This is a genomic window from Amphritea atlantica (assembly GCF_900111095.1).
Classification (GTDB): domain Bacteria; phylum Pseudomonadota; class Gammaproteobacteria; order Pseudomonadales; family Balneatricaceae; genus Amphritea; species Amphritea atlantica.
The window spans coordinates 108919-129000 of record NZ_FOGB01000006.1; the positions used below are offsets into that span (position 1 = coordinate 108919).

Sequence of the window (20082 nt, forward strand, 5' to 3'; positions counted from 1 at the left end):
GGAGGCGGAGCAGGGTCAGAGTGCTTTAGCTGCTTCCAGTACCTCTGCGACATGCCCCTTCACCTTAACTTTACGCCACTCGTTTCGCAGTACTCCGTCAGCATCGATGAGGAAAGTGCTGCGTTCGATACCCATATGCTCCTTGCCATACAGTTTTTTCAGTTTGATCACATCAAACAGTTTGCAGAGCGTTTCATCGGGGTCACTGATCAGTTCAAAGGGAAACGATTGTTTGGCTTTGAAATTTTCATGGGCGCGCAGACTATCGCGGGAAACACCGAAAATTCGGGTGTTAGCCGCCTCAAACTGATTGTACAGATCACGGAAATCCTGGCCTTCGGTGGTGCAGCCAGGGGTGCTGTCCTTCGGATAGAAGTAGATGACCACGTTGGAACCTTTCAGTTCAGACAGCGTCACAGAGGTGTCGCTGGTGGCTGTCGCGGTGAAGTCGGTTACGGGTTGATCAATCGTTGGCTGGCTCATACTTTTTCCTTAAAAAACTGTCTTAAAAACTACGCTTATCTGACCGAGATCAGTTAGAATAATACGCTTTTTATACGATAACAGATTACACAGTTTTGGCAGCCCCTGAAAACATCGTTTTTCGAATATTCAGATTACGCTAACGTATTGAGCTTAAATGGGTTGAGCCGCTAATCTCAGGCAAGTACCATAGGCCATTCTGTATACCTCTTGATGGAGACCATGATGATTACTGGCAGCATTGTTGCTCTTGTTACCCCGATGAACTCTAACGGTGATGTCGACTGGGGCGCACTGGATAAACTGGTCGATTTTCATCTGGAAAAGGGTACTGATTCGATAGTCGCTGTCGGTACCAGCGGCGAATCTGCCACACTCAGTTGTGATGAGCACTGTCAGGTTATCAAACGGGTGGTTGAGCGTGTTGGCGGGGCTATACCTGTTATCGCCGGTACGGGTGCAAACTCCACCCGCGAAGCGATTGAGCTGACCGAAGCGGCTAAAGGGGTTGGCGCGGATGCTTGTCTGCTGGTGACTCCATATTACAATAAACCCACTCAGGAAGGCCTGTATCAGCATTACAAAACTATTGCTGAAGCGGTTGATATTCCACAGATTCTTTATAACGTACCGGGGCGTACCGCCTGTGACATGCTGCCCGAAACGGTTCTGCGTCTGGCGGAAATACCCAACATTATTGGTATAAAGGAAGCAACGGGGAATCTTGAGCGTGCCAAAGCGCTGATAGACGCCGCGCCAAAAGAGTTTGCGATCTATTCCGGTGATGATGAAACGGCGGTTGAACTGATGTTGCTGGGCGGGGATGGCAATATCTCCGTAACGGCCAATGTTGCACCTGCCCAGATGGGAGAGCTATGTCGACTGGCGATAGCCGGTGAGGCTGAGGCTGCACGCGCCATTCAGGCTTCGCTGATGCCGCTGCATAAGGCGATGTTTGTTGAAGCTAACCCGATTCCGGTGAAATGGGCTGTCGCTGAGATGGGGCTGATGGGGTTGGGGATTCGCTTACCACTGACTGTTCTGTCTGATCACTATCACAATCAGGTGCGTGATGCCCTGAAAGCCTGCGAAATTATCTGAAACTAACGGACGAGCATAATGAGAATAATTGCCTTGTTGCCTCTGGCGGCAGCTGTGTTAAGTGTTGCTGGATGTGGTTCATACTCAAATCCAATATATGGCGAGCATGGGCTCATCAACGATCGCAGCCAGAACTACGAAGAGGCTAAGGCAACCCAGCGGCTGGAACTGCCTCCGGCGATCCAGAGCCGCTCCAAAGCGATGCAGGATGTTCTGGAAATTCCGAGTGCTGGCCAGACGGCTTCCCAGCGAACGACAGATTTTGTTGTGCCCCGTCCTGAGTTTTTCTATGCAGATGCCGGCAATGGCACCGTTAACCTTAAGCGTCAGGGGGATGAAAAAGTTCTGATTGTGGATGAGCCTGTTGGCGATGTCTGGATTCAGTTACAGGACTTCTGGCGTTTCAACAATGTCGCTCTGGCAAAATCTGCGCCTCGGGAAGGTGTCATGGAGACCGACTGGATCGATACTGCAGGTGAGGAGTTAAGCTTCGTCGACAGTATGATCAAACATCTGACGTTCCAGGATATCGAGGGGCCTGTCAGTGACAAGCTGCGGGTATCAGTGCGTCCGGTGGCTGACAATTTTGACCGGACGACTATTTCGATGCAACATATACGGGTTGCTCAGGAACAGAAAGACCAGCCGGTTAACTGGACAGAAGATGCCACCGACGTTGGCTATAAAACCGATATGATGTTTGAAATGCTGCGTTACCTGAGCAAATCAACCAGTAATGCCGGAAACAGTCTCAGCTTGCTTGAAATGAAACGGCAGCGTAACGATCTGCCGCAGATGGGACGCGACTCCAAGGGGTTCCCGGCACTGAAAATTACTGTGCCGGTTGATCAGGCCTGGGCGCAGATCAACAGGGCGATCGATAAAACCACTCTGGATGTGGGTACCCGGGATCAGCAGACCGGTGTGATCTACCTGACCTACACCACCTCGACGCCGTTTGAAGATACCGAAAAGATGGGCTTCTTTGAGTGGTTGCACTCTGATCGTAAAGCGATCACCTTTGATACTGGTAGCGTTGGCGAGGTGTTTGGCATTGGAAGCAGTAAAAATACTGATGTCCCTTCATACAGTTCAAAACAGTACAGTAAAGATGAAACTACCGATGTTGGTCAGCAATATAATATTGATGATACAACGGACTTGGCGAGCCGTAAGGGATTCAAAATATGGTTTGCTGGTAAGGTGATCTATATCTTCGGTGATGATCAGGATGGCGTCTATAATAATGAATCAGGGAAGTATGAACATGTTGGTCAGTATCAGCTGCATATGAACCGGACCTCTAACGGTGTGTTCCTGACCGTTAAAACGCCGGATGGTTACTCAGCGCCTGCGGTGATTGCTGATGAGATACTCTGGGAGATCAAAGAACAGATCTGAAAAATAAAGCCAGGTGATGAGCCTGGCTTTCAGAGCGACATAACAGGGGCCTTCTGAATAGCAGGCCCCTTTTTTATTTAATTTTTTGTGTTATTGAGAGTTTTAGTGTTGTTAATCAGCATTTTTCTCGAAACGATATAGGTGAATAGCTATGAAGGCAGTATTTCTTGATCTGCAAAGCCTGGATTGCGATGACCTGGATCTGGCCGCGCTGAAAGCGGAGTTCAGCCATTTTCATCCCTATCCGGCAACGGCACCGCAGCAGATTGCCAAACGGGTTGCCGGTGCTGATGTAGTGATTGTGAATAAAGTTGTTCTGGACAGGGAGACACTATCTGCTGCCACTCAGCTTAAGCATATCTGTATCGCCGCCACTGGCACGAATAATGTTGATCTTCAGGCGGCATCAGAGCTGGGAATCACAGTGTCCAACTGCCAGGCGTATGGTACTGCTTCGGTGTCACAGCATGTTATGGCGTTGATGCTAGCGTTACACACTAATCTGATAGCCTATAATCAGGCTGCCCGTGATGGTCGATGGGGCCGGGCGGAACAGTTTTGTTTGCTGGATTACCCGATACAGGAACTCAGCGGTAAAACACTGGGCATCGTGGGATATGGCAATCTGGGTGCCGGGGTAGCGCAACTGGCGGGCGCATTTGGTATGAATGTCGTGGTCGCCCAGCGTATCGGAGGTGATACGGTCGGTGGTCGTTTGGCGATGGAAGAGTTGCTGCCTCAGGTTGATGTCCTGAGTTTACACTGCCCGCTGACCGAGCAGACCCGCGACCTGATCGATGCTGATGCGATCGAACAGATGAAAACCGGCGCTTTTCTGATCAACGCGTCCCGTGGCGGCATTGTGAATGAAACCGATCTGGCTGATGCTTTGCGTCGCGGTAAGCTTGCCGGGGCGGCAACCGATGTACTGAGTGAGGAGCCGCCGGTGAATGGTAACCCCTTACTGGCCGATGATATCCCCAATCTGATTATTACCCCTCACAGTGCCTGGGGCAGTATCCAGGCTCGCCAGCGGATAGTCGATCAGATGACCGAAACCATTGTGGGCCTGAAAGCCGGAGAACCGATCCGGGTGGTTAATTAGCCGGGGACGCTCAGAAGGGCATTGGCGAGCTGAATGACAGCGGCTCACCGCTCACCGGATGGCTGAAGCTGAGTGAGTGTGCATGTAGCAACAGCCGTTCTGATCGCTCAATCTGCCGGGGCGTGGCATAGAAGCGATCTCCCAGAATCGGGTGCCCGAGAAACTGCATATGCACCCGCAGCTGGTGCGAACGACCGGTAATCGGTGTCAGCTCGACCCGGCTGGCATCGTCCAGCTGTTCGATTAAACGCCAATGGGTTTGTGCGGATTTACCCTGCTGGTGATCGATGATCTGCAGGGGGCGGTTTTCCCAGTCGCAACGTAACGGTTGATTAACGGTGCCGCTGTTTTTAGCTAACCGTCCCGCCACTATTGCCTGATAGGACTTGTCGGTTTTGCGCTCCTGAAACTGAATACTCAGATGTCGATGGCTGGTCGCGCTGAGAGCTAACACCATCACACCTGACGTTGCATAATCCAGTCGGTGGACGATTCGGGCAGTAGGGTAGTGTTGCTGAACCCTGCGCCACAGGCAGTCCTGTTTATCCGCTCCGCGTCCCGGCACCGATAACAGGTCGGCCGCCTTATTAACAACGACGATCTCATCATCGGCGAAGAGAATATCGTGCTCTGCCATTAATGCTGACATCTCAGCGGCTGATCCCTTTGCCGGCAAACAGTTTCTTTTTCCGGGTTTTCTTTTTGCCCCGCACGAACAGTGCCATCGATTCGATATGATGGGTTTGTGGGAACATATCCATTACCAGGCAGTGCTTCATCTGATATCCCTCCTGGCCCAGCAATTCACTGTCACGCGCCAGCGCGCCAGGGTTGCAGGAGATATAGAGAATTAACTCCGGTCTGAGACTACAGACCTGCGGTATCAGCGAAGCCGCTCCGGTGCGGGGTGGGTCAAGAATGACCTTGTTATAGCTCTGCCTGAACCACTGCAACCCCTTCAGATCATCGGCCAGGTTGGCGCAGAAGAACTGGCAGTTCTGCAACTGATTATGCAGTGCATTGCGCTGCGCCTGCTCTACCATTGTCAGGCTGCCCTCAACTCCTGTCACTGAGGCTCCTGCGGCGGCTACCGGCAGGGAGAAGTTGCCCAGACCACAAAACAGATCGAGTACCTTATCGTCGGGCTTCAGTTGCAGTAGCTGGCAGGCTTTATTAACCATCTGCTGATTGATTTCGGCGTTCACCTGAATAAAATCACCGGGGCGGAACGTCAGCTCCAATTGATCCAGTGCGTAACCGGTTAAGCAGGTGTCGTCCACTTGCGGATCTGAGCCGATAACTTGCAGCTGCAGGCTCAGTTCATAATGTTCTGCTAGCGCAGTGAAAATCTGCAGATGCTGATCATTCAGTGGTTTTTTCAGTCTTAAGGACAGATAGCCACCCTGATCCCCCAGGTCAACATCAATCTGGGTTATATGTTTGATATCCCCCGTGTCTCTGAGCGCCTCTCTGACCCGGCTAAAAAGATCGCTTACCCGTTTATCCAGCACCATGCAGCTATCGATCTGAGTCAGCAGATGACTGCTTTTGCGGCGAAAACCGACGATGGGCTCACCGTCAAAGAGCTGATTGATGCCGATGCGGGCGCTGCGACGATAATGCCAGTGGTTAGCCGTTAGTGGCGGATCGATATGCTCAGGCTTAGTGCTGCCTATACGTTCCAGTTGTTCCAGCACCTGAGTCTGCTTCAGGGCAAGCTGTTCGCTGTTTTCCAGGTGTTGCAGATCGCAACCACCGCACTGATCATAATGAGGGCAGGCAGGTTCTGTTCGATGGCTGGAAGCGGTGATAATCGAGTCGGTATGGCCCGTATAAAACTTAGCTTTCTCTTCAGTGAGTCGCGCCAGAACCTGTTCTCCAGGCAGAGCGTTGGCAATAAAGGCCGTTTTACCCTGATAACGCCCAATCCCCTGGCCATCATGGCTCAGAGCGTTAATGGTCAGCTCTACCGGTTCTGAGGGTAGCGGCTGTGATGGCTTACGAGCCGGGGGCTGTTTTATGGTGCGGGAACTGTTCAGTTTCATGTGCTTCTCCTGACGAAGCGCGGATTCTACCAGTGCAGGGGGATTAAAGCATCCTGACCAGGGAAAGGAGTCGACTCTTTACTGCGGTTTGGCTGCAGGTCGCCTCAGGGAAAAATAGTTTTTCGGAGTAATTGCTTCATCCGATGGCTGTTCAGGGTATAAAATTATTTAACTTCTATCTATTGGTCAGAGCAGTTTTATGTCACAGGAACATCCGTTTGCCCCCTTTGTACGTATTTTGGGAAAAGGAAAGCAGGGCTCCCGCTCGCTGAGTCAGATCGAGGCCCGGGAAGCGATGGAGATGATTTTAGACGGTCAGGTTGAGCCCGAACAACTGGGTGCCTTTCTGATGTTATTGCGGGTGAAAGAGGAATCCCCTGAAGAGTTGGCGGGATTTATCGAGGCGGTGAGGGGGCGATCTGGCGCTCCGCAACAGCTAACAGTCGATCTGGACTGGTCAACCTATGCGGGTAAAAAACGTCAACTGCCCTGGTTTATTCTGGTGGCGCTGATATTAGCGGAAAATGGTACCCGGATTTTTATGCATGGTGCCCGTGGCCACACACCTGACCGCATCTACACCGAAGACTGCCTGCAGCTGTTTGGTATAACGGCCTGTCGCGACTGGAACGAAGTGACCGAATCGCTAAATGCTTCACGGTTTGCTTTTATGTCGATCAATACGCTGAGCCCCGAGATGGGCAGAATCATCAATCTGCGTCCGGTGCTGGGACTCAGATCACCGGTACACACGCTGTGTCGACTGATCAATCCGCTGCATGCCCTGCACACAGTGGACGGTGTTTTTCACCCGGCTTACGGTCCGATGCATCAGAAAACCGCGCAGCTTTTGGGGGTTGCCAATGGTCTGACCATCAAGGGTGATGGCGGTGAAGCAGAAGTGAAGCCTGACACAGAGTGTGACCTGCAATGGACCCGTGGCGGTGACTATAGTACCTCCCAGTGGTCCCGTTACTATCCGCGCCGGCTGGTTAAGCAAGAGCTGGATACTGCTGACCTGTTATCAGTGTGGCGGGGTGAGATAACAGATGAATACGGTGAAGGAGCGGTGCTTTCTACACTGGCGCTGATTCTGAAACTGCTCAATAAAGCGGCAGATGATGCTGGTTGTTTCACACTGGCTGAACAGATGTGGCAGGGAAGGGATAGGGAACGCTTCTGAGATCGGAAAGCCAGCTTTCCTGGCCAGACGTCACTGTGTGACTTGTTAGTTGCCAGACGCGGCAGAGCCGCTTGCTAGAAGAAACAAAATCTAATTGTCTTCTTGCTTTTTCTCGCAACCAGCAGGAGCCGCAGGCGCCGTTCTAGATAAGCAACGGAGTTGCGTCTTGCGGCTGGTTTTGCCGCCTCAATCCCTTCTGAGCTTATCCGATACCGCGATGGGGCTTGGGAAGTTGAATATCACTATGTAGGTTGATAGCAGGAAGGTCAGGATGGCGGTTGCCTGTATAACGTGGGAGGCTTCCTGTCCAATCATCGCCGCGCTGGTGGCCATGTAAGCGATCAGCAGTGAGAATTCACTGATCTGGCCCAGACGGAAGCCCACTTCCCAGGCAAGCTTGTTACTTTCGCTGATGCTTTGCAGCAGAAAGCGAAACACGATGGGTTTGATGGCCAGCACCAGCGCCGCGAGAATCAGTGCGGGGATAATTATCTGTCCAAGCAGTCCCAGATTAAAGCTGGCACCGATAGAAAAGAAGAACAGTATCAGGAAAAAATCACGCAACGGACGTAAACTGGTGGCGATGTACTGAGAGATTGGGCTGGTTGCAAGGCTGACTCCCGCTATAAACGCGCCGATTTCTGCTGACAGGCCTACCGCGTGGGCCAGCTCGGCAAGGCCCAGGCACCAGCCGATGGCTACCAGAAAGATATATTCATGAAAACGGTCAAACTTCTGAATCAGCGGCAAAAGTATGTAGCGCACAAACAGCAGTGCTGCACCGATAATCAGCGGTAACGCCACCGCTGTTTTCAGGAAGGTTGTCACTTGGCTGGTGCCGCCATCTCCGCTGTTAAGGAACAGTAGCACCAGAATCGCGATGACATCCTGAAGCAGCAGAAGGCCCACCACCAGCTCCCCGGTATGCTTGTGATGTAGCACTGTGGTTGGCAGTAGTTTGATACCGATGATGGTGCTGGAAAACATCAGCGCCACACCGATAATAATCGCTTCTGTCCGGGTAAAGCCGAACGCGACCCCCACGCCATAGCCGATGGCCATAAATATCACCGCGCTGAAAATCGCCACCAGAGTTGCTTTTCTAAGCATATGTACCAGGTGACTGGGTTGCATATCGAGCCCGAGGAGGAACAGCAGAAATATGATGCCGACATGGGATATGTCCGATAACAGGGCGGTATCCTGGATGAAGCTGTAACCATAGGGTCCCAGCGCTGCTCCCAGCACTATGTATGCAACCAGCAGGGGCTGTCGGGTATAGAGCGCGATAGACGCCAGTATCGCAGCCCCGGTGAAGATAAGAAAAAAAGAGAAAACCAGGCTTTGTTGCAACATAAATAAGCAGATATCCTGTAAATTCAGGCTGGGTTGGTGGTCCGATCCGATCCGGATTACCTGTTCAGTCTACCCAATCTATATGCGGATATGAACCCAGTTGCGGCGCTTCCAGATATAAATAAAGATCAGCGAAGAACCTGCCCGGTGAAATGTCTGTAATAACCAGATACCGGTTAGTCCGTAACCCAGGCAGGGGCCGATCAGCCAGGCTAGTGGCAGATAAAAAAACCATTGCCCCAGGCTGCTGATCAGCATCACTACCCGGTTTGCTCCAGCCCCCAGCAGCGCCTGGGTTAAAACGATAGCCGCGGCATCCAGGCAGATCGCCAACCCGGTTAACATCAGCGGGGTATGGGCTTTATTGATCGCTTCAGCGGTGGCCAGAAAGAGCCCTAGCAGCGAATCGGGGTATAGCCACATCGGCAAACTGAGCAGCAGCATGATCAGTATAGCCGTGAGAATAACATCCCAGCCCCAGCGACTGGCCATGTTGGGATCATTTTGTCCCAGTGCATGACTGACCAGTGTTGTGCACGCAACACCCAACCCTACGCCTGGCAGAATCAGCAGCAGAGCCAGATTTATCAGCACATGTCCGATCGCCTGTTCGGTGGTGCCCAATAGCCCGATTATCCAGAACAGGACCAGCATGGACGCGGCAAAGAGAAACTGTTGAATAGAGTGGGGAACCGCGAGGCGCAGTAGCGACTTCAGTTGATTCAGATTGCTGCGTTGCAGGTTGAGCATCCCTTTGTTGATCGCAGTTGGCAATGTCACCAGTGCTAGCAATACTGCACCCAGATAGAGCGAGATAGTTGTTCCCAGCCCCGCACCGGCTGCGCCCATGGCGGGAAGACCAAAATAACCAAAGATCAGGGTGTAGCTGATCAACACATTGAGAAACTGTACCATCAGCAGGATTCGCAGATAAACGACCGGCCTGTTGGTGCCGTTCCAGTAACCACGAAAACTGAGATTCAGACCGACCGCCAGCAGAGCCAGCACACGATAACTAAAATAGTTGGCTGCGATCTCTTCTACCTGAATATCATCACTCAGCAGCGTTATCAGCCACTCGGCGTTAATCAAAAACAGGAGAGTCAGGGGCAGGGCGATGGCAAAGGCAACGATAATGCCCCAGCCCAACGGAGTTGCTGTTTCTGCGTCAAGGCTCTGCCCTCTGCGACGCGCCACCAGTGCCTGAACGCCAGACGAAAGCCCCAGTATCAGACTGACCGCGAGGAAGTTTATATAGCCTCCGACGCCGATGCCTGCCAGTGCTGTTTCGCCCAGACGACCTACCATGGCGGCATCCACCAGATTCAGAACACTTTGTGATAACATGCCGCCAACAATGGGCAATCCCAGCGTGAGAATAGTTTTAATGCGTTGCAGGCGTTTCAAAAATCCGGTTTCCCTATTGCCGAAATGGGCGGGTGATGGCCCGTGAGAATATTGTGAAGTCTGCCACAAAGGTGTAAAACGGGGCAGTTTAACAGAATAGTATTAACGATGTTCTGGTTAATAACTGAGCAATTTACTCGGGTTTAGAAAACGTGTATCCTGTCAACCATATGAGACAGTGATTTAACAGGAATTTTAATGAATATTACAGTGACCGAATCAGCGGAAACCTACCTTGCTGAGCTGCTAGAAAAACAGAATGTTGAAGGTATTGCTGTACGGATGTTTGTGACTCAGCCGGGAACACCTTACGCTGAGACCTGCCTGGCTTACTGCCGTCCAGATGAGGTTGTCGAAGATGATGAAGTTATGGAGATGGAAAAGGTCAGGTTCTATTTTGAAAAAAATAGTCTGCCCTACCTGGAGGAAGCCACGGTTGATTTCGCCACTGACAGAATGGGTGGCCAGTTAACCATTAAGGCTCCAAACGCCAAAGTACCCAAAGTCTCTGATGACAGCCCAATGGAAGAGCAGATTAACTACATTCTCTACTCTGATATTAACCCCGGTCTCTCTTCCCATGGTGGTGAAGTTAAACTGATTGAGCTGGTAGAGGAAGAGATCGGTCACATTGCTATTCTGCAGTTTGGTGGTGGTTGCCAGGGGTGTAGTGCTGTAGATATGACCCTTAAGGATGGTGTTGAGAAAACACTGGTAGAACGCATAAGTGGGCTTGCAGGTGTCCGGGATGTAACTGACCATTCTGTGACGGATAACGCTTACTATAAGTAAGACATATTCTGCCCTGAAGCCCGGCTTGTCCGGGCTTTTTTGATGTTAAAACCTCTGCCAGCCCTCCTACCTACCATTTTGGTACGTTGTTCGCTTTCGGGTGAACTGATATAACGCTGATATTGATTATTGCTTTTTTATGTAAGTTTTACTGGGATATGGTTGTTTTTTGCCGTCCAAGCCCCATTAACCAGTAAGAACGATATGTCATACAGTCCGTAACTGCTGTCTTCCCGCAGTTTCTTTCGAAAAAGGAGTAAGGTCCATTATGGCACCACTCGAGAATGATAAAGAGATCACTACCACCACGTTGCCGGTTTTACCGCTGCGTGATGTTGTTATATATCCTCATATGGTGATCCCCCTGTTTGTTGGCCGGGAAAAATCAATTCAGGCCCTTGAAGCTGCGATGCTGCAGGACAAAGAGATCCTGCTGATAGCTCAGAAAAATGCCTCAGACGATGAGCCTGTCGGTGGCGATCTGTTTTCAATCGGTACAGTAGCAAGCGTGCTACAGATGCTGAAGCTGCCCGATGGTACCGTTAAAGTGCTGGTGGAAGGTGATTATCGAGCGCGTATAGAAACCCTGCATACCAGCGATAGCCATTTCACTGCCGATGTTACGGTTCTGCCGGTCAGCGAGGTTAGCGACAGCGAAGCAGAGATCTATAAACGTACCGCTCTGGATCAGTTTGAACGTTTTGTGCAGGTGAATAAAAAGATCCCGGCTGAAGTGCTTACTTCGCTGGGGTCGATCGATGAGATCGGCCGTTTGGCGGATACCATTGCCGCACATATGTCCCTCAAGCTGGATGAAAAACAGAAAATTTTAGAAATTCTGGACGATAAACTGCGTCTGGAACATCTGATGGCGTTGATGGAGTCTGAGATCGACCTGGTTGAGGTTGAGAAACGGATTCGTGGGCGCGTTAAAAAACAGATGGAGAAAAGCCAGCGAGAGTACTATCTGAATGAGCAGATGAAAGCGATTCAGAAAGAGATGGGCGACCTGGATGAAAACGGCAATACCGATATCGAAGAGTTGAAAAAACGGATCGATGAGGCCGGTATGCCGAAGGAAGCGCTGGATAAAACGCTGAACGAATACAACAAGCTGAAGATGATGTCTCCAATGTCTGCTGAAGCCACTGTTGTTCGGGGTTATATCGACTGGATGCTTCAGATCCCCTGGTCGAAACGCTCTAAATTGCGCCATGATATGAAGCGGGCAGAGGTGATTCTCAACGAAGATCACTACGGCCTTGAAGAGGTTAAAGACCGCATTCTTGAATATCTGGCAGTGCAGCGACGTGTGCGTAAGCTGAAAGGGCCTATTCTCTGTCTGGTAGGGCCTCCGGGTGTGGGTAAAACCTCTCTGGGACAGTCCATTGCACGGGCTACCAACCGTGAATATGTTCGGATGGCACTGGGTGGCGTTCGCGATGAAGCGGAGATTCGGGGACACCGGCGTACCTACATTGGTTCGATGCCGGGTAAGCTGATACAGAAGATGTCTAAGGTTGGGGTGAAAAACCCACTGTTTCTGCTTGATGAGATCGACAAAATGGGTATGGATCAGCGCGGCGATCCCGCTTCAGCGCTGCTGGAAGTGCTTGATCCGGAGCAGAACAGTACCTTCAACGACCACTACCTCGAAGTCGATTACGATCTCTCCGATGTGATGTTTGTCTGTACCTCTAACTCGATGAATATCCCCGGCCCATTGCTGGACCGTATGGAGATTATTCGCATTCCGGGTTATACCGAAGATGAGAAATTAAATATCGCTCGTAAGTATCTGATACCTAAGCAGACTAAAATGAATGGTCTGAAGAAGGGTGAGCTGATCATTGAGGATGAGGCGGTTACTGATCTGATCCGTTACTACACCCGTGAAGCGGGTGTACGGGGTCTTGAGAGAGAGATTGCCAAGATCTGCCGTAAGGTGATTAAAGAGATTGCGCTGGGTGACGATAAGAACGCTTCGGTGGTCGCAAACAGCGAAAACCTGGAGCACTATTCCGGTGTGCGTAAGTGCAATTTCGGTGTTGCTGAAGAGCAGGACCGTATCGGCCATGTAACCGGTCTGGCATGGACCTCTGTCGGCGGGGATATCCTGACGATTGAATCCGCAGTTGTGCCGGGTAAAGGGCGTCAGATTCGTACCGGTTCCCTCGGTGAGGTGATGCAGGAGTCGATTCAGGCGGCGATGACCGTAGTGCGTAGCCGGGCAGAATCGCTGGGTATAAATCCGGATTTCCATGAGGAAAACGATATTCATATCCATGTACCGGAAGGTGCGACACCAAAAGATGGTCCAAGTGCTGGTATCGGGATGTGTACTGCATTAGTATCTGTCCTGACAAATATTCCGGTTCGCTCCGATGTAGCGATGACCGGTGAGATCACCTTGCGTGGGCAGGTATTGCCTATCGGTGGCTTGAAAGAGAAGTTGCTGGCAGCGCATCGCGGTGGTATCAAAACAGTTATTATTCCGGATGAGAACAAGCGTGATCTGAAGGAAATTCCTGAAAACATCAAAGCAGACCTTGAAATCTGTCCGGTAAAATGGATAGACGAGGTATTGCAAATTGCTCTGAAGTTCAGTCCTGAACCGCTGACGGAGGAGCAAAAAGCAAGCTTTTCTGAAAAGAAAAAGCAAGCAAAAAATGAGCAGGGACAAATAAAACCGCATTAACACAAAATAGTGGCAAAACAGGCTGCAACCCGCTTGACACCTGATTTGCAGGCTTGGTATAAATTGTCCGTCAACTTGCTGGGCATGGGCTACAGAATATAAAAACGATTCATATAAGGGGAACAATGTGAATAAATCTGAACTAATCGACGCAATCGCAGCTTCTGCGGATATTCCAAAAGCTGCTGCTGGCCGCGCACTGGATGCTACACTGGAATCAATTTCCGGCGCTCTGCAAAAGGGTGATTCTGTTGCACTGGTAGGCTTCGGTACTTTCGGTGTGAAGGAGCGTGCTGCACGTACTGGTCGTAACCCTCAGACTGGTCAGCCAATTCAGATCGCTGCGGCGACTCTGCCTACTTTCAAGCCTGGTAAGGCTCTGAAAGACGCTGTCAATAAGTAAGAATAGCTAGCGCCTGATCCGAAAGGATCGCTGGCATCCGGAGCGGTAGTTCAGTTGGTTAGAATACCTGCCTGTCACGCAGGTGGTCGCGGGTTCGAGTCCCGTCCGTTCCGCCAAATGTGAGATCGCTGATTATACTGTCAGTGTTTCTCTGGGTAGCGGAAACCATTAAAACCGGTTCCGTACTGCCAAACATATCAAAGGCGCATCCTGTCAGGATGCGCCTTTTTTTCTATTTGTACACTACCTTAGAGGCCAAGAGGCATCATGCTTCAGAATATCCGAGATAACTCCCAGGGAATCGTCGCCAAGATCATTGTTGGTCTGATCGTCGTTACCTTTGCACTATTCGGGGTGGAGTCCCTGGTCAGTCTGACCTCAGGTTCAAACGCCCCCGCGACCGTCAACGGTGTCGACATTAGTGAGCGGGATGTGTTGCAGGGTGCTGACCTGCAACGTCGTCAGCTATTGGCGCAGATGGGTGAGAATGCTGATCCAACCCTGCTGGATGATAATCTTATCCGTAAGGCGACCCTGGATAACCTGATTCAACAGGAGATCCTGGTTCAGTCTGCGACGAATCAGGATATGGCCATCTCTGATCAGGTGCTGGATCAGATGATTGTTAATACCCAGGATTTCAAAGTCGATGGTGTTTTTAACCCTGACCGTTATCAGGCGGTACTGCGCAATGCAGGGCTGACACCGATGATGTATAAGAATCTGCTGCGTAAAGAGAGCCTGATTGGCTATGAACGTTCGGGTTATATGGGCTCTGCATTTGTCCTGAACAGCGAAGCTGACAAGATTATTACTCTGGACCGGCAAACCCGTGATCTGGCGTATCTTAAGGTAGGGCTGCAGGATTACATGAAAGATGTGTCTCTGACGCAAGATGACCTGACCGTTTACTACGATGCGCATCAGCAGGACTTTATGACCGATGAGCAGGTGGCCATTCAATATCTGCTGATCAATAAAGCGGACCTTCTGAAAGAAGTTAAGGTTGATGATGCTGAGCTGCAAGGGCAGTTTGAGCAACTGAAAGCGGCGTTTAAATCTGAAGAGCAGCGCACCGTTTCTCATATCATGATCGAAGTGTCAGACAGTGTTGATGATGCTGCTGCACTGGCCAAGGCTCAGGATCTCGAGAAAAAACTCGCTGCAGGTGAAGATTTTGCCGAGCTGGCAAAAACTGAGTCTGATGACCCTGGCTCTGCCTCTGATGGTGGTAATCTGGGTGTCTATCAGAAAGGGATGCTGGATGGACCGTTCGAGCAGGCGGTTTATTCACTGAAAGCCGGTGAGGTGTCTGAACCTGTACGCACGGCATTTGGTTATCACATCATTAAACTTACCGATCTGTCTGAGAGTAAGGCTCCGGTATTTGAAGAGGTTAAAGATCAACTGATCGCTGAGCAGCTGGACAACAAGGTTGAGCAGATCTACGTTGAGCGGGTTGGGCAACTGACCGATCTGGCATTCTCATCCGGTGATCTGCAGGAGCCGGCAGCGGAGCTCAACCTAAAGATAGTTGAAGCGGCTCCTTTCAGTCGTAAAGGCGGCAATGATGATGTCACCTCGAATCAGCGGGTTGTTCGCGCAGCGTTCAACGAAGAGCTGATTCGTGATGGCTTCAACAGTGATCCGATCGAACTGGACTCAGGACGCACTCTGGTACTGCGGGTTAAGGAGCATATCCGTCCGCGTCAGCTGAGTGAAGAGGAGGTCAGGCCACAGATCACTGAAATTCTGACTCTGCAGAAGGCAGGCGAAGCGTTGCAGGCCTCTCTGGAAGGGGAGCTTGAAAAACTGCAACAGGGGGCTGAGCGCAAACCGGTTAATGGTGCTGAGTGGCAGGTTGCGGATGCGGTGGGACGTGCTGATCGGAAACAGCCCGCTGAGGTTATGGCCGCTGCATTTAAGCTGCCTAAGCCAGAACAGGGTGCTTCTTACTCTCTGATTACACTCAAGGATGGAGCCCAGGCAATTGTTGCCGTCACGGCGCTACATGAGCCGGATCTGTCAGCGGTCTCTGCCGATGAGAAAAAAGCGATGCGAAATATTCTCAGCCAGCGTTCTGGTCAGTTTGATTATCAGGCGGTGATGGAAGCACGTAAAAACGCAGCTGAAATCGAAAGGCTCTGAAATCGCCGGACTCAATGAAACCTGAAAAAGGCTGCTGATGCAGCCTTTTTTATTGCCTGTTATCGGGCGGTTGAATCCTGGCGTTACAACCCAGACTTAATTGTGTAATATTCAGTCTGTGCCAGGGAGATCAGATGGCAACCACAGGCTATGGAAGGTGTTTTTAAGTCCTGTAGTATTTAATCATTTAGCTCGACCCAGAGGAGCTCGGTTGTGGTCACCGGTGCGGGTGATTCTGTGCTAGCCGTCACTGGCTTATTGAAGCCGGCTGTATGCGCACAGATAAGATCTCATTCTGGTCTGGAGATTACCGTCATAAACCGCTTTTATACAGGGAGTATTTCAAGCAAATGGACACCATTAACGGCATTCCATCGGATACAAGCACAGCGCTGAACAGTGTGGCAAGTCGCACTGCACTGGTATTAGAAACCAATAACCTGCGCGGTGGTGCAGATATTGAACGAGTTCTCTCCAGCCTTAAACGGGTTGTCGGGTTGCTGGCAAATCAGAGCCTGCCACTAACCTCGTTGGCACAGATAGTCATAACACACGACGGACTGGATGAATCCTCTTTTAAGGAGGTGGAGGATATCGCCGGGCATCCTGTTGATTTTGTAAAGATTGATCCCTCTACGGGCTACTACCACGCAAAGAATGCGGGATTTGCCGCAACAGATCCTGAGCGCTGCCGATGGGTTGTTTTTGCCGACGCAGATTGCGTGCCAGCAGCAGACTGGTTAGCTCAGCTACTGTATCCATTTATCCGGGATGACACACTTGCCGCAGTGGCGGGACGCACCAGTTATGCACCTGACCTGGCGGGAACAGCGCTGACAACCCTCGATTTCATGTACTTTCCCGGGGTTCTGGCAGACGGAGCAACGCGTAACTTTTATGCCAATAACGTTGTTTTTCGTCGGGATGTTTTCGCTGAATATCATTACCAGGACCTGGAGAGTGTCTATCGAGCCCACTGTCAGGTGCTCGGTTTACAACTGCAATCGCAGGGGATTCCTCTGCATTATGCTGCCAGAGCGCACACCGTTCATCGCTTTCCTGATAGTTTAAAGGACATCATCAAATTGAGGTGGCTGCGTGGGCAGGATACCTGCGGGCTGACGCCATTTCTGGTGCGAAGCTATATGCCCGCGCGATGGCAGTGGCTGGCAAGAAGTGGACCTATTGGGCCTTTATGTGTGTTGATTGCCCGATTGGGCTTCAGTGTGCGAGCCCTTAATAAGCAGGATCTGCCGCCATTATATCGGCTTCGCTGGTTAGCGGCTATTACCCTGATTATCGGTTTCTCAGCGCTGGATATGAGTGGCGCCCTGATGCGCGGTTTAGGTGTGCGCTATCCTCGCGGTAAAGAGGGCGGTGACGTCCAGGCGTTGTCCTACCATGGCTCATCCAAATGATGATCAGGCAAAGCACCGTAACTGACAGTGTCACTTTAAACAGGGATATCCGGAGAGAAGCTTATGTCTGCTGATTCAGCACCCTTTGTACAGGACTGTTGTGATCCGCCTGTGTTGTATGGATGGTTACGTTTACAGGCGCAATGGGTGAACGCTATCAAACGAGCGGCGTTACGACAACTTCATGCAAGTCATGCCGGTGAGCGGTTATTGTTACGCATCTATCTTATAGGTGAAGACGCCACAGAGATTGCGTTGCAACAAGAGCTATTGAGCGAACCACCAGACTGGATAGTGCGCCAGATGGAACAGCACTTAAACGAAGAACGGCAACATGTCCGGGCCTTTGCTGCGGCTTTGGAGGAGCGCGGTGAAACGACGGTTGCTCAAAGTACTGCACAGCCAGACTGGTTAAGCCGTCGTAAAATTGCCCAGTGGCACGCGATAGCACACCGATATGAGTCGTCTTTTAAGAGCCGATTACTGGTACCCGCATTTGCCATTGGCTTGTGTGCGGAACAGATGGCCACGCGGGTGCTGGAACGTCATATCCGGTTGCTCCAACAGATCTCTCCGTCACACCCTCTGCTGCCTCTGCTGGTACGAGTGCTCTCAGACGAAGGCAGGCACGTGCAGATGTGCAGCGGTGCCTTAATCCGTCTGGTAGAACCCCATGAGCAGGGGACATTACAAAAGATGCTGGCAGAGATCCGGGCTGTCGACCGTTCCTGGTCCGTTACCGGTGCCCTCGGGTTACTCTCTGTGGGTCTGCTGCTTCGCCTCTTGCCAGACCGGAGTTAAGTGTATGCGCATTGCTTATCTGGCAACAGCGGATGCCAGAGGTCATCTGATGCGGGCACAGTTGCTCACGCATGCATTGCAAGCCCGGGGAGTTAAGGTGCAACTCATTACCACCTCCGATGAGGGGCAGCGATTCTTAGCGGGCTTTGGGCTGGCAGCAACAGTTTTGTCGCGTCATTACTCGGTGCAGTTTGATACTCAGCAGAACATGTTGCGTGGAGCAACGGATGCTAATGTTGCGGGCTATATTTTTCACCCTAAGCGCATGGCCCGGGATATCTGGAAACTACGCCAGGTGTTTCGTGACAATGATCTTGTACTCAATGATTCGTTTCACCCGGCACTGTTATTCATGGGGTGTTTGCCTGTCTGGCGACACAAGGTGGTGCATATTTACGGGGCCAGCCTGCGCCAGGCGTTGGAAACAAACTTCAATGGCCGCATTCCGGTGGCTGTGGCGAGGTTATACAGCGCTGTTGTTGCATGGCAGATCAGTCGTGCCGGAGCACGTCTGGAACATCATTTTGCCTACCCCTCTATGGCTGAGCACAACGGTGACTGCTTTCGCCTGCCTACCCCTGTTGCTGTGGTAAAGCCGGGCAGGGACCAGCCTGATCAGGGCAGGATGCACATAGCAGGGTATCTTAATCCACACTTTTGTGATTCCGCACTCGCTGCGGCGTTAGAGCAGGGGATTTCTGATGCAGGTGGGATAGCACATCTGGTTGGCGAGGGGATGGCACACCGTCCAGGCTGGTTAGCCCGGGACACCGATTGGGTCAGCCAGGCTGCCCGCAGCTCGCTGATCATCTCTGCACCGGGGATGGCGGCACTATCGATTGCCCGGGTCTATGACAAGCCCATTATACTGGTGCTCACCGATCAACCCGAACAGCAGCGTAATGCGGCACGGGCGGCTGAGCTTGGCTTACGGCATCGGATAGTCGTCTGGGATGGTGATTCTCAGGCATTCGCAGACAGCATTGATCAGGCATGCAGAGCGTTAAGTAGCGCTACAGAGCTTACCCCCTCTCATCTATCCGCTGCACATGGCTATGACCGGGCAATTGATCGCCTGGAGATCTGGCTGGAACTGCTGACGTCACTGGTTAAACCTGCTTCGCCGTAGGTCAGGGTGCTCAATTAGCGCGAAGGGAAACATTTAAACTGCAGGCGGGCTGGGTCTCTGAAATCTTAAAACTGTCGTTTTAATACTATACTGATCAACATCTGTGAGATTTTAAAGGCTACTAACGGCTGTTTTCATTCCCACCTCAGGTTTTACAACCATTAAACTGCTTGTCTGAGGGCGTGATGAAATCGTAATAATAAAAACGCTAATCTCAGGAGGTCCGTATGAAAATCAGACCTGTTTCTTTTGCTGTGTGTGTTGTTGCCATCATTTTCATCACCGGGTGTCAGCATAATCCGACCCGGATGAGTGGTGGTAAAAGCTTCGTTATTATCGGTGAATCGATGGCCACGGGTGCTGAAGCGGCACAGGAGCTGCAGCTCGCTATTAACCGTAGTCAGACGGTTGGCTGTGAAGCCATTTCGGTCGGTGGTTATGGCGCTGCTGGTGAGGGGATGGTTCTGGGGCTTGCCGCGTTGATCCGGTGCCCGGACGGCGTGCATATTATACCAACAGGATTCCCTTATGATGCCACAACTGGTATGAAAATTCCGGTGGATCCGGCTGCTGTCGTGCCTCCGCCACTGTCGCCACCAGCACCCTGAGGGC

Annotated in this window: 17 protein-coding genes and 1 tRNA gene; 13 read left to right on the forward strand and 5 right to left on the reverse strand. The window is 51.4% G+C overall.

Features of this window, described 5'->3' with window-relative positions; genetic code table 11:
- Positions 1 to 15: 15 nt before the first annotated feature.
- Entirely contained in the window at positions 16 to 483 is a 468-nt protein-coding gene (locus BMY09_RS11610; protein ID WP_091358218.1) for a peroxiredoxin, read from the reverse strand.
- Between the two features lie 225 nt (positions 484 to 708).
- Here BMY09_RS11610 and dapA point away from each other — a divergent pair, with 225 nt between their 5' ends.
- The 3 genes from dapA to BMY09_RS11625 all read left to right on the forward strand — a co-directional run bounded on the left by dapA (position 709) and on the right by BMY09_RS11625 (position 4090).
- Positions 709 to 1584: a 4-hydroxy-tetrahydrodipicolinate synthase gene (gene dapA, locus BMY09_RS11615; RefSeq protein WP_091358605.1), complete on the forward strand. Its 876-nt coding sequence runs from the start codon at positions 709 to 711 to the stop codon at positions 1582 to 1584.
- Positions 1585 to 1602: 18 nt separating this feature from the next.
- A complete protein-coding gene (bamC, locus tag BMY09_RS11620; RefSeq protein ID WP_091358221.1) occupies positions 1603 to 2985 on the forward strand; it encodes an outer membrane protein assembly factor BamC in 1383 nt (460 codons plus the stop codon).
- Positions 2986 to 3136: 151 nt separating this feature from the next.
- The gene (locus tag BMY09_RS11625) at positions 3137 to 4090 is read left to right on the forward strand and encodes a 2-hydroxyacid dehydrogenase (RefSeq protein WP_091358224.1); all 954 of its coding nucleotides are present in this window, start codon (positions 3137 to 3139) and stop codon (positions 4088 to 4090) included.
- A gap of 10 nt (positions 4091 to 4100) precedes the next feature.
- On the opposite strand, the gene BMY09_RS11630 is transcribed toward BMY09_RS11625, so the two are convergent.
- Positions 4101 to 4739: an RluA family pseudouridine synthase gene (locus BMY09_RS11630; protein ID WP_091358227.1), complete on the reverse strand. Its 639-nt coding sequence runs from the start codon at positions 4737 to 4739 to the stop codon at positions 4101 to 4103.
- Position 4740: 1 nt separating this feature from the next.
- On the reverse strand, positions 4741 to 6135 hold the full coding sequence (rlmD, locus tag BMY09_RS11635; protein WP_091358229.1) for a 23S rRNA (uracil(1939)-C(5))-methyltransferase RlmD: 1395 nt from the start codon (positions 6133 to 6135) through the stop codon (positions 4741 to 4743).
- 199 nt (positions 6136 to 6334) lie between these two features.
- Here rlmD and BMY09_RS11640 point away from each other — a divergent pair, with 199 nt between their 5' ends.
- Complete coding sequence (locus BMY09_RS11640; protein WP_091358232.1) at positions 6335 to 7318, forward strand: glycosyl transferase family protein; 984 nt, start codon at positions 6335 to 6337, stop codon at positions 7316 to 7318.
- A 186-nt stretch (positions 7319 to 7504) separates the two neighbouring features.
- Here the strand turns inward: BMY09_RS11640 and BMY09_RS11645 are convergent, their stop codons facing one another.
- Entirely contained in the window at positions 7505 to 8674 is a 1170-nt protein-coding gene (locus tag BMY09_RS11645; protein WP_091358235.1) for a cation:proton antiporter, read from the reverse strand.
- Positions 8675 to 8752: 78 nt separating this feature from the next.
- Positions 8753 to 10081, reverse strand: coding sequence for an MATE family efflux transporter (locus BMY09_RS11650; RefSeq protein WP_245756567.1), 1329 nt, complete (start codon positions 10079 to 10081; stop codon positions 8753 to 8755).
- Positions 10082 to 10279: 198 nt separating this feature from the next.
- Between BMY09_RS11650 and nfuA the strand changes: the two genes are divergently transcribed.
- The 9 genes from nfuA (at position 10280) to BMY09_RS11695 (ending at position 20078) form a co-directional block, all read left to right on the forward strand.
- Positions 10280 to 10873, forward strand: a complete 594-nt coding sequence (nfuA, locus tag BMY09_RS11655) for a Fe-S biogenesis protein NfuA (RefSeq protein ID WP_091358240.1) — start codon at positions 10280 to 10282, stop codon at positions 10871 to 10873.
- A 268-nt stretch (positions 10874 to 11141) separates the two neighbouring features.
- On the forward strand, positions 11142 to 13571 hold the full coding sequence (gene lon, locus BMY09_RS11660) for an endopeptidase La (protein ID WP_091358243.1): 2430 nt from the start codon (positions 11142 to 11144) through the stop codon (positions 13569 to 13571).
- A 127-nt stretch (positions 13572 to 13698) separates the two neighbouring features.
- The gene (locus BMY09_RS11665) at positions 13699 to 13974 is read left to right on the forward strand and encodes an HU family DNA-binding protein (RefSeq protein WP_091358245.1); all 276 of its coding nucleotides are present in this window, start codon (positions 13699 to 13701) and stop codon (positions 13972 to 13974) included.
- 39 nt (positions 13975 to 14013) lie between these two features.
- Positions 14014 to 14090 (forward strand) — tRNA-Asp (locus tag BMY09_RS11670).
- 151 nt (positions 14091 to 14241) lie between these two features.
- Complete coding sequence (locus tag BMY09_RS11675) at positions 14242 to 16122, forward strand: SurA N-terminal domain-containing protein (RefSeq protein ID WP_091358248.1); 1881 nt, start codon at positions 14242 to 14244, stop codon at positions 16120 to 16122.
- Between the two features lie 350 nt (positions 16123 to 16472).
- Positions 16473 to 17540, forward strand: a complete 1068-nt coding sequence (locus BMY09_RS11680; RefSeq protein WP_091358250.1) for a glycosyltransferase family 2 protein — start codon at positions 16473 to 16475, stop codon at positions 17538 to 17540.
- Between the two features lie 63 nt (positions 17541 to 17603).
- A complete protein-coding gene (locus BMY09_RS11685; RefSeq protein WP_091358252.1) occupies positions 17604 to 18341 on the forward strand; it encodes a hypothetical protein in 738 nt (245 codons plus the stop codon).
- Between the two features lie 4 nt (positions 18342 to 18345).
- Entirely contained in the window at positions 18346 to 19470 is a 1125-nt protein-coding gene (locus BMY09_RS11690) for a glycosyltransferase family protein (RefSeq protein WP_091358255.1), read from the forward strand.
- Positions 19471 to 19697: 227 nt separating this feature from the next.
- Complete coding sequence (locus tag BMY09_RS11695; RefSeq protein WP_091358258.1) at positions 19698 to 20078, forward strand: hypothetical protein; 381 nt, start codon at positions 19698 to 19700, stop codon at positions 20076 to 20078.
- The last annotated feature ends 4 nt before the right edge of the window (positions 20079 to 20082 follow it).

Bases quoted from the DNA above. Each gene is read 5' to 3' on its own strand.
- BMY09_RS11685 (WP_091358252.1), top strand. From the start codon at position 17,604: ATGTCTGCTGATTCAGCACCCTTTGTACAGGACTGTTGTGATCCGCCT.
- dapA (WP_091358605.1), top strand. From the start codon at position 709: ATGATTACTGGCAGCATTGTTGCTCTTGTTACCCCGATGAACTCTAAC.
- BMY09_RS11610 (WP_091358218.1), bottom strand. From the start codon at position 483: ATGAGCCAGCCAACGATTGATCAACCCGTAACCGACTTCACCGCGACA.
- bamC (WP_091358221.1), top strand. From the start codon at position 1,603: ATGAGAATAATTGCCTTGTTGCCTCTGGCGGCAGCTGTGTTAAGTGTT.
- BMY09_RS11695 (WP_091358258.1), top strand. From the start codon at position 19,698: ATGAAAATCAGACCTGTTTCTTTTGCTGTGTGTGTTGTTGCCATCATT.
- nfuA (WP_091358240.1), top strand. From the start codon at position 10,280: ATGAATATTACAGTGACCGAATCAGCGGAAACCTACCTTGCTGAGCTG.
- BMY09_RS11640 (WP_091358232.1), top strand. From the start codon at position 6,335: ATGTCACAGGAACATCCGTTTGCCCCCTTTGTACGTATTTTGGGAAAA.
- BMY09_RS11625 (WP_091358224.1), top strand. From the start codon at position 3,137: ATGAAGGCAGTATTTCTTGATCTGCAAAGCCTGGATTGCGATGACCTG.
- BMY09_RS11690 (WP_091358255.1), top strand. From the start codon at position 18,346: ATGCGCATTGCTTATCTGGCAACAGCGGATGCCAGAGGTCATCTGATG.
- BMY09_RS11645 (WP_091358235.1), bottom strand. From the start codon at position 8,674: ATGTTGCAACAAAGCCTGGTTTTCTCTTTTTTTCTTATCTTCACCGGG.
- rlmD (WP_091358229.1), bottom strand. From the start codon at position 6,135: ATGAAACTGAACAGTTCCCGCACCATAAAACAGCCCCCGGCTCGTAAG.
- BMY09_RS11680 (WP_091358250.1), top strand. From the start codon at position 16,473: ATGGACACCATTAACGGCATTCCATCGGATACAAGCACAGCGCTGAAC.
- BMY09_RS11630 (WP_091358227.1), bottom strand. From the start codon at position 4,739: ATGTCAGCATTAATGGCAGAGCACGATATTCTCTTCGCCGATGATGAG.
- lon (WP_091358243.1), top strand. From the start codon at position 11,142: ATGGCACCACTCGAGAATGATAAAGAGATCACTACCACCACGTTGCCG.
- BMY09_RS11675 (WP_091358248.1), top strand. From the start codon at position 14,242: ATGCTTCAGAATATCCGAGATAACTCCCAGGGAATCGTCGCCAAGATC.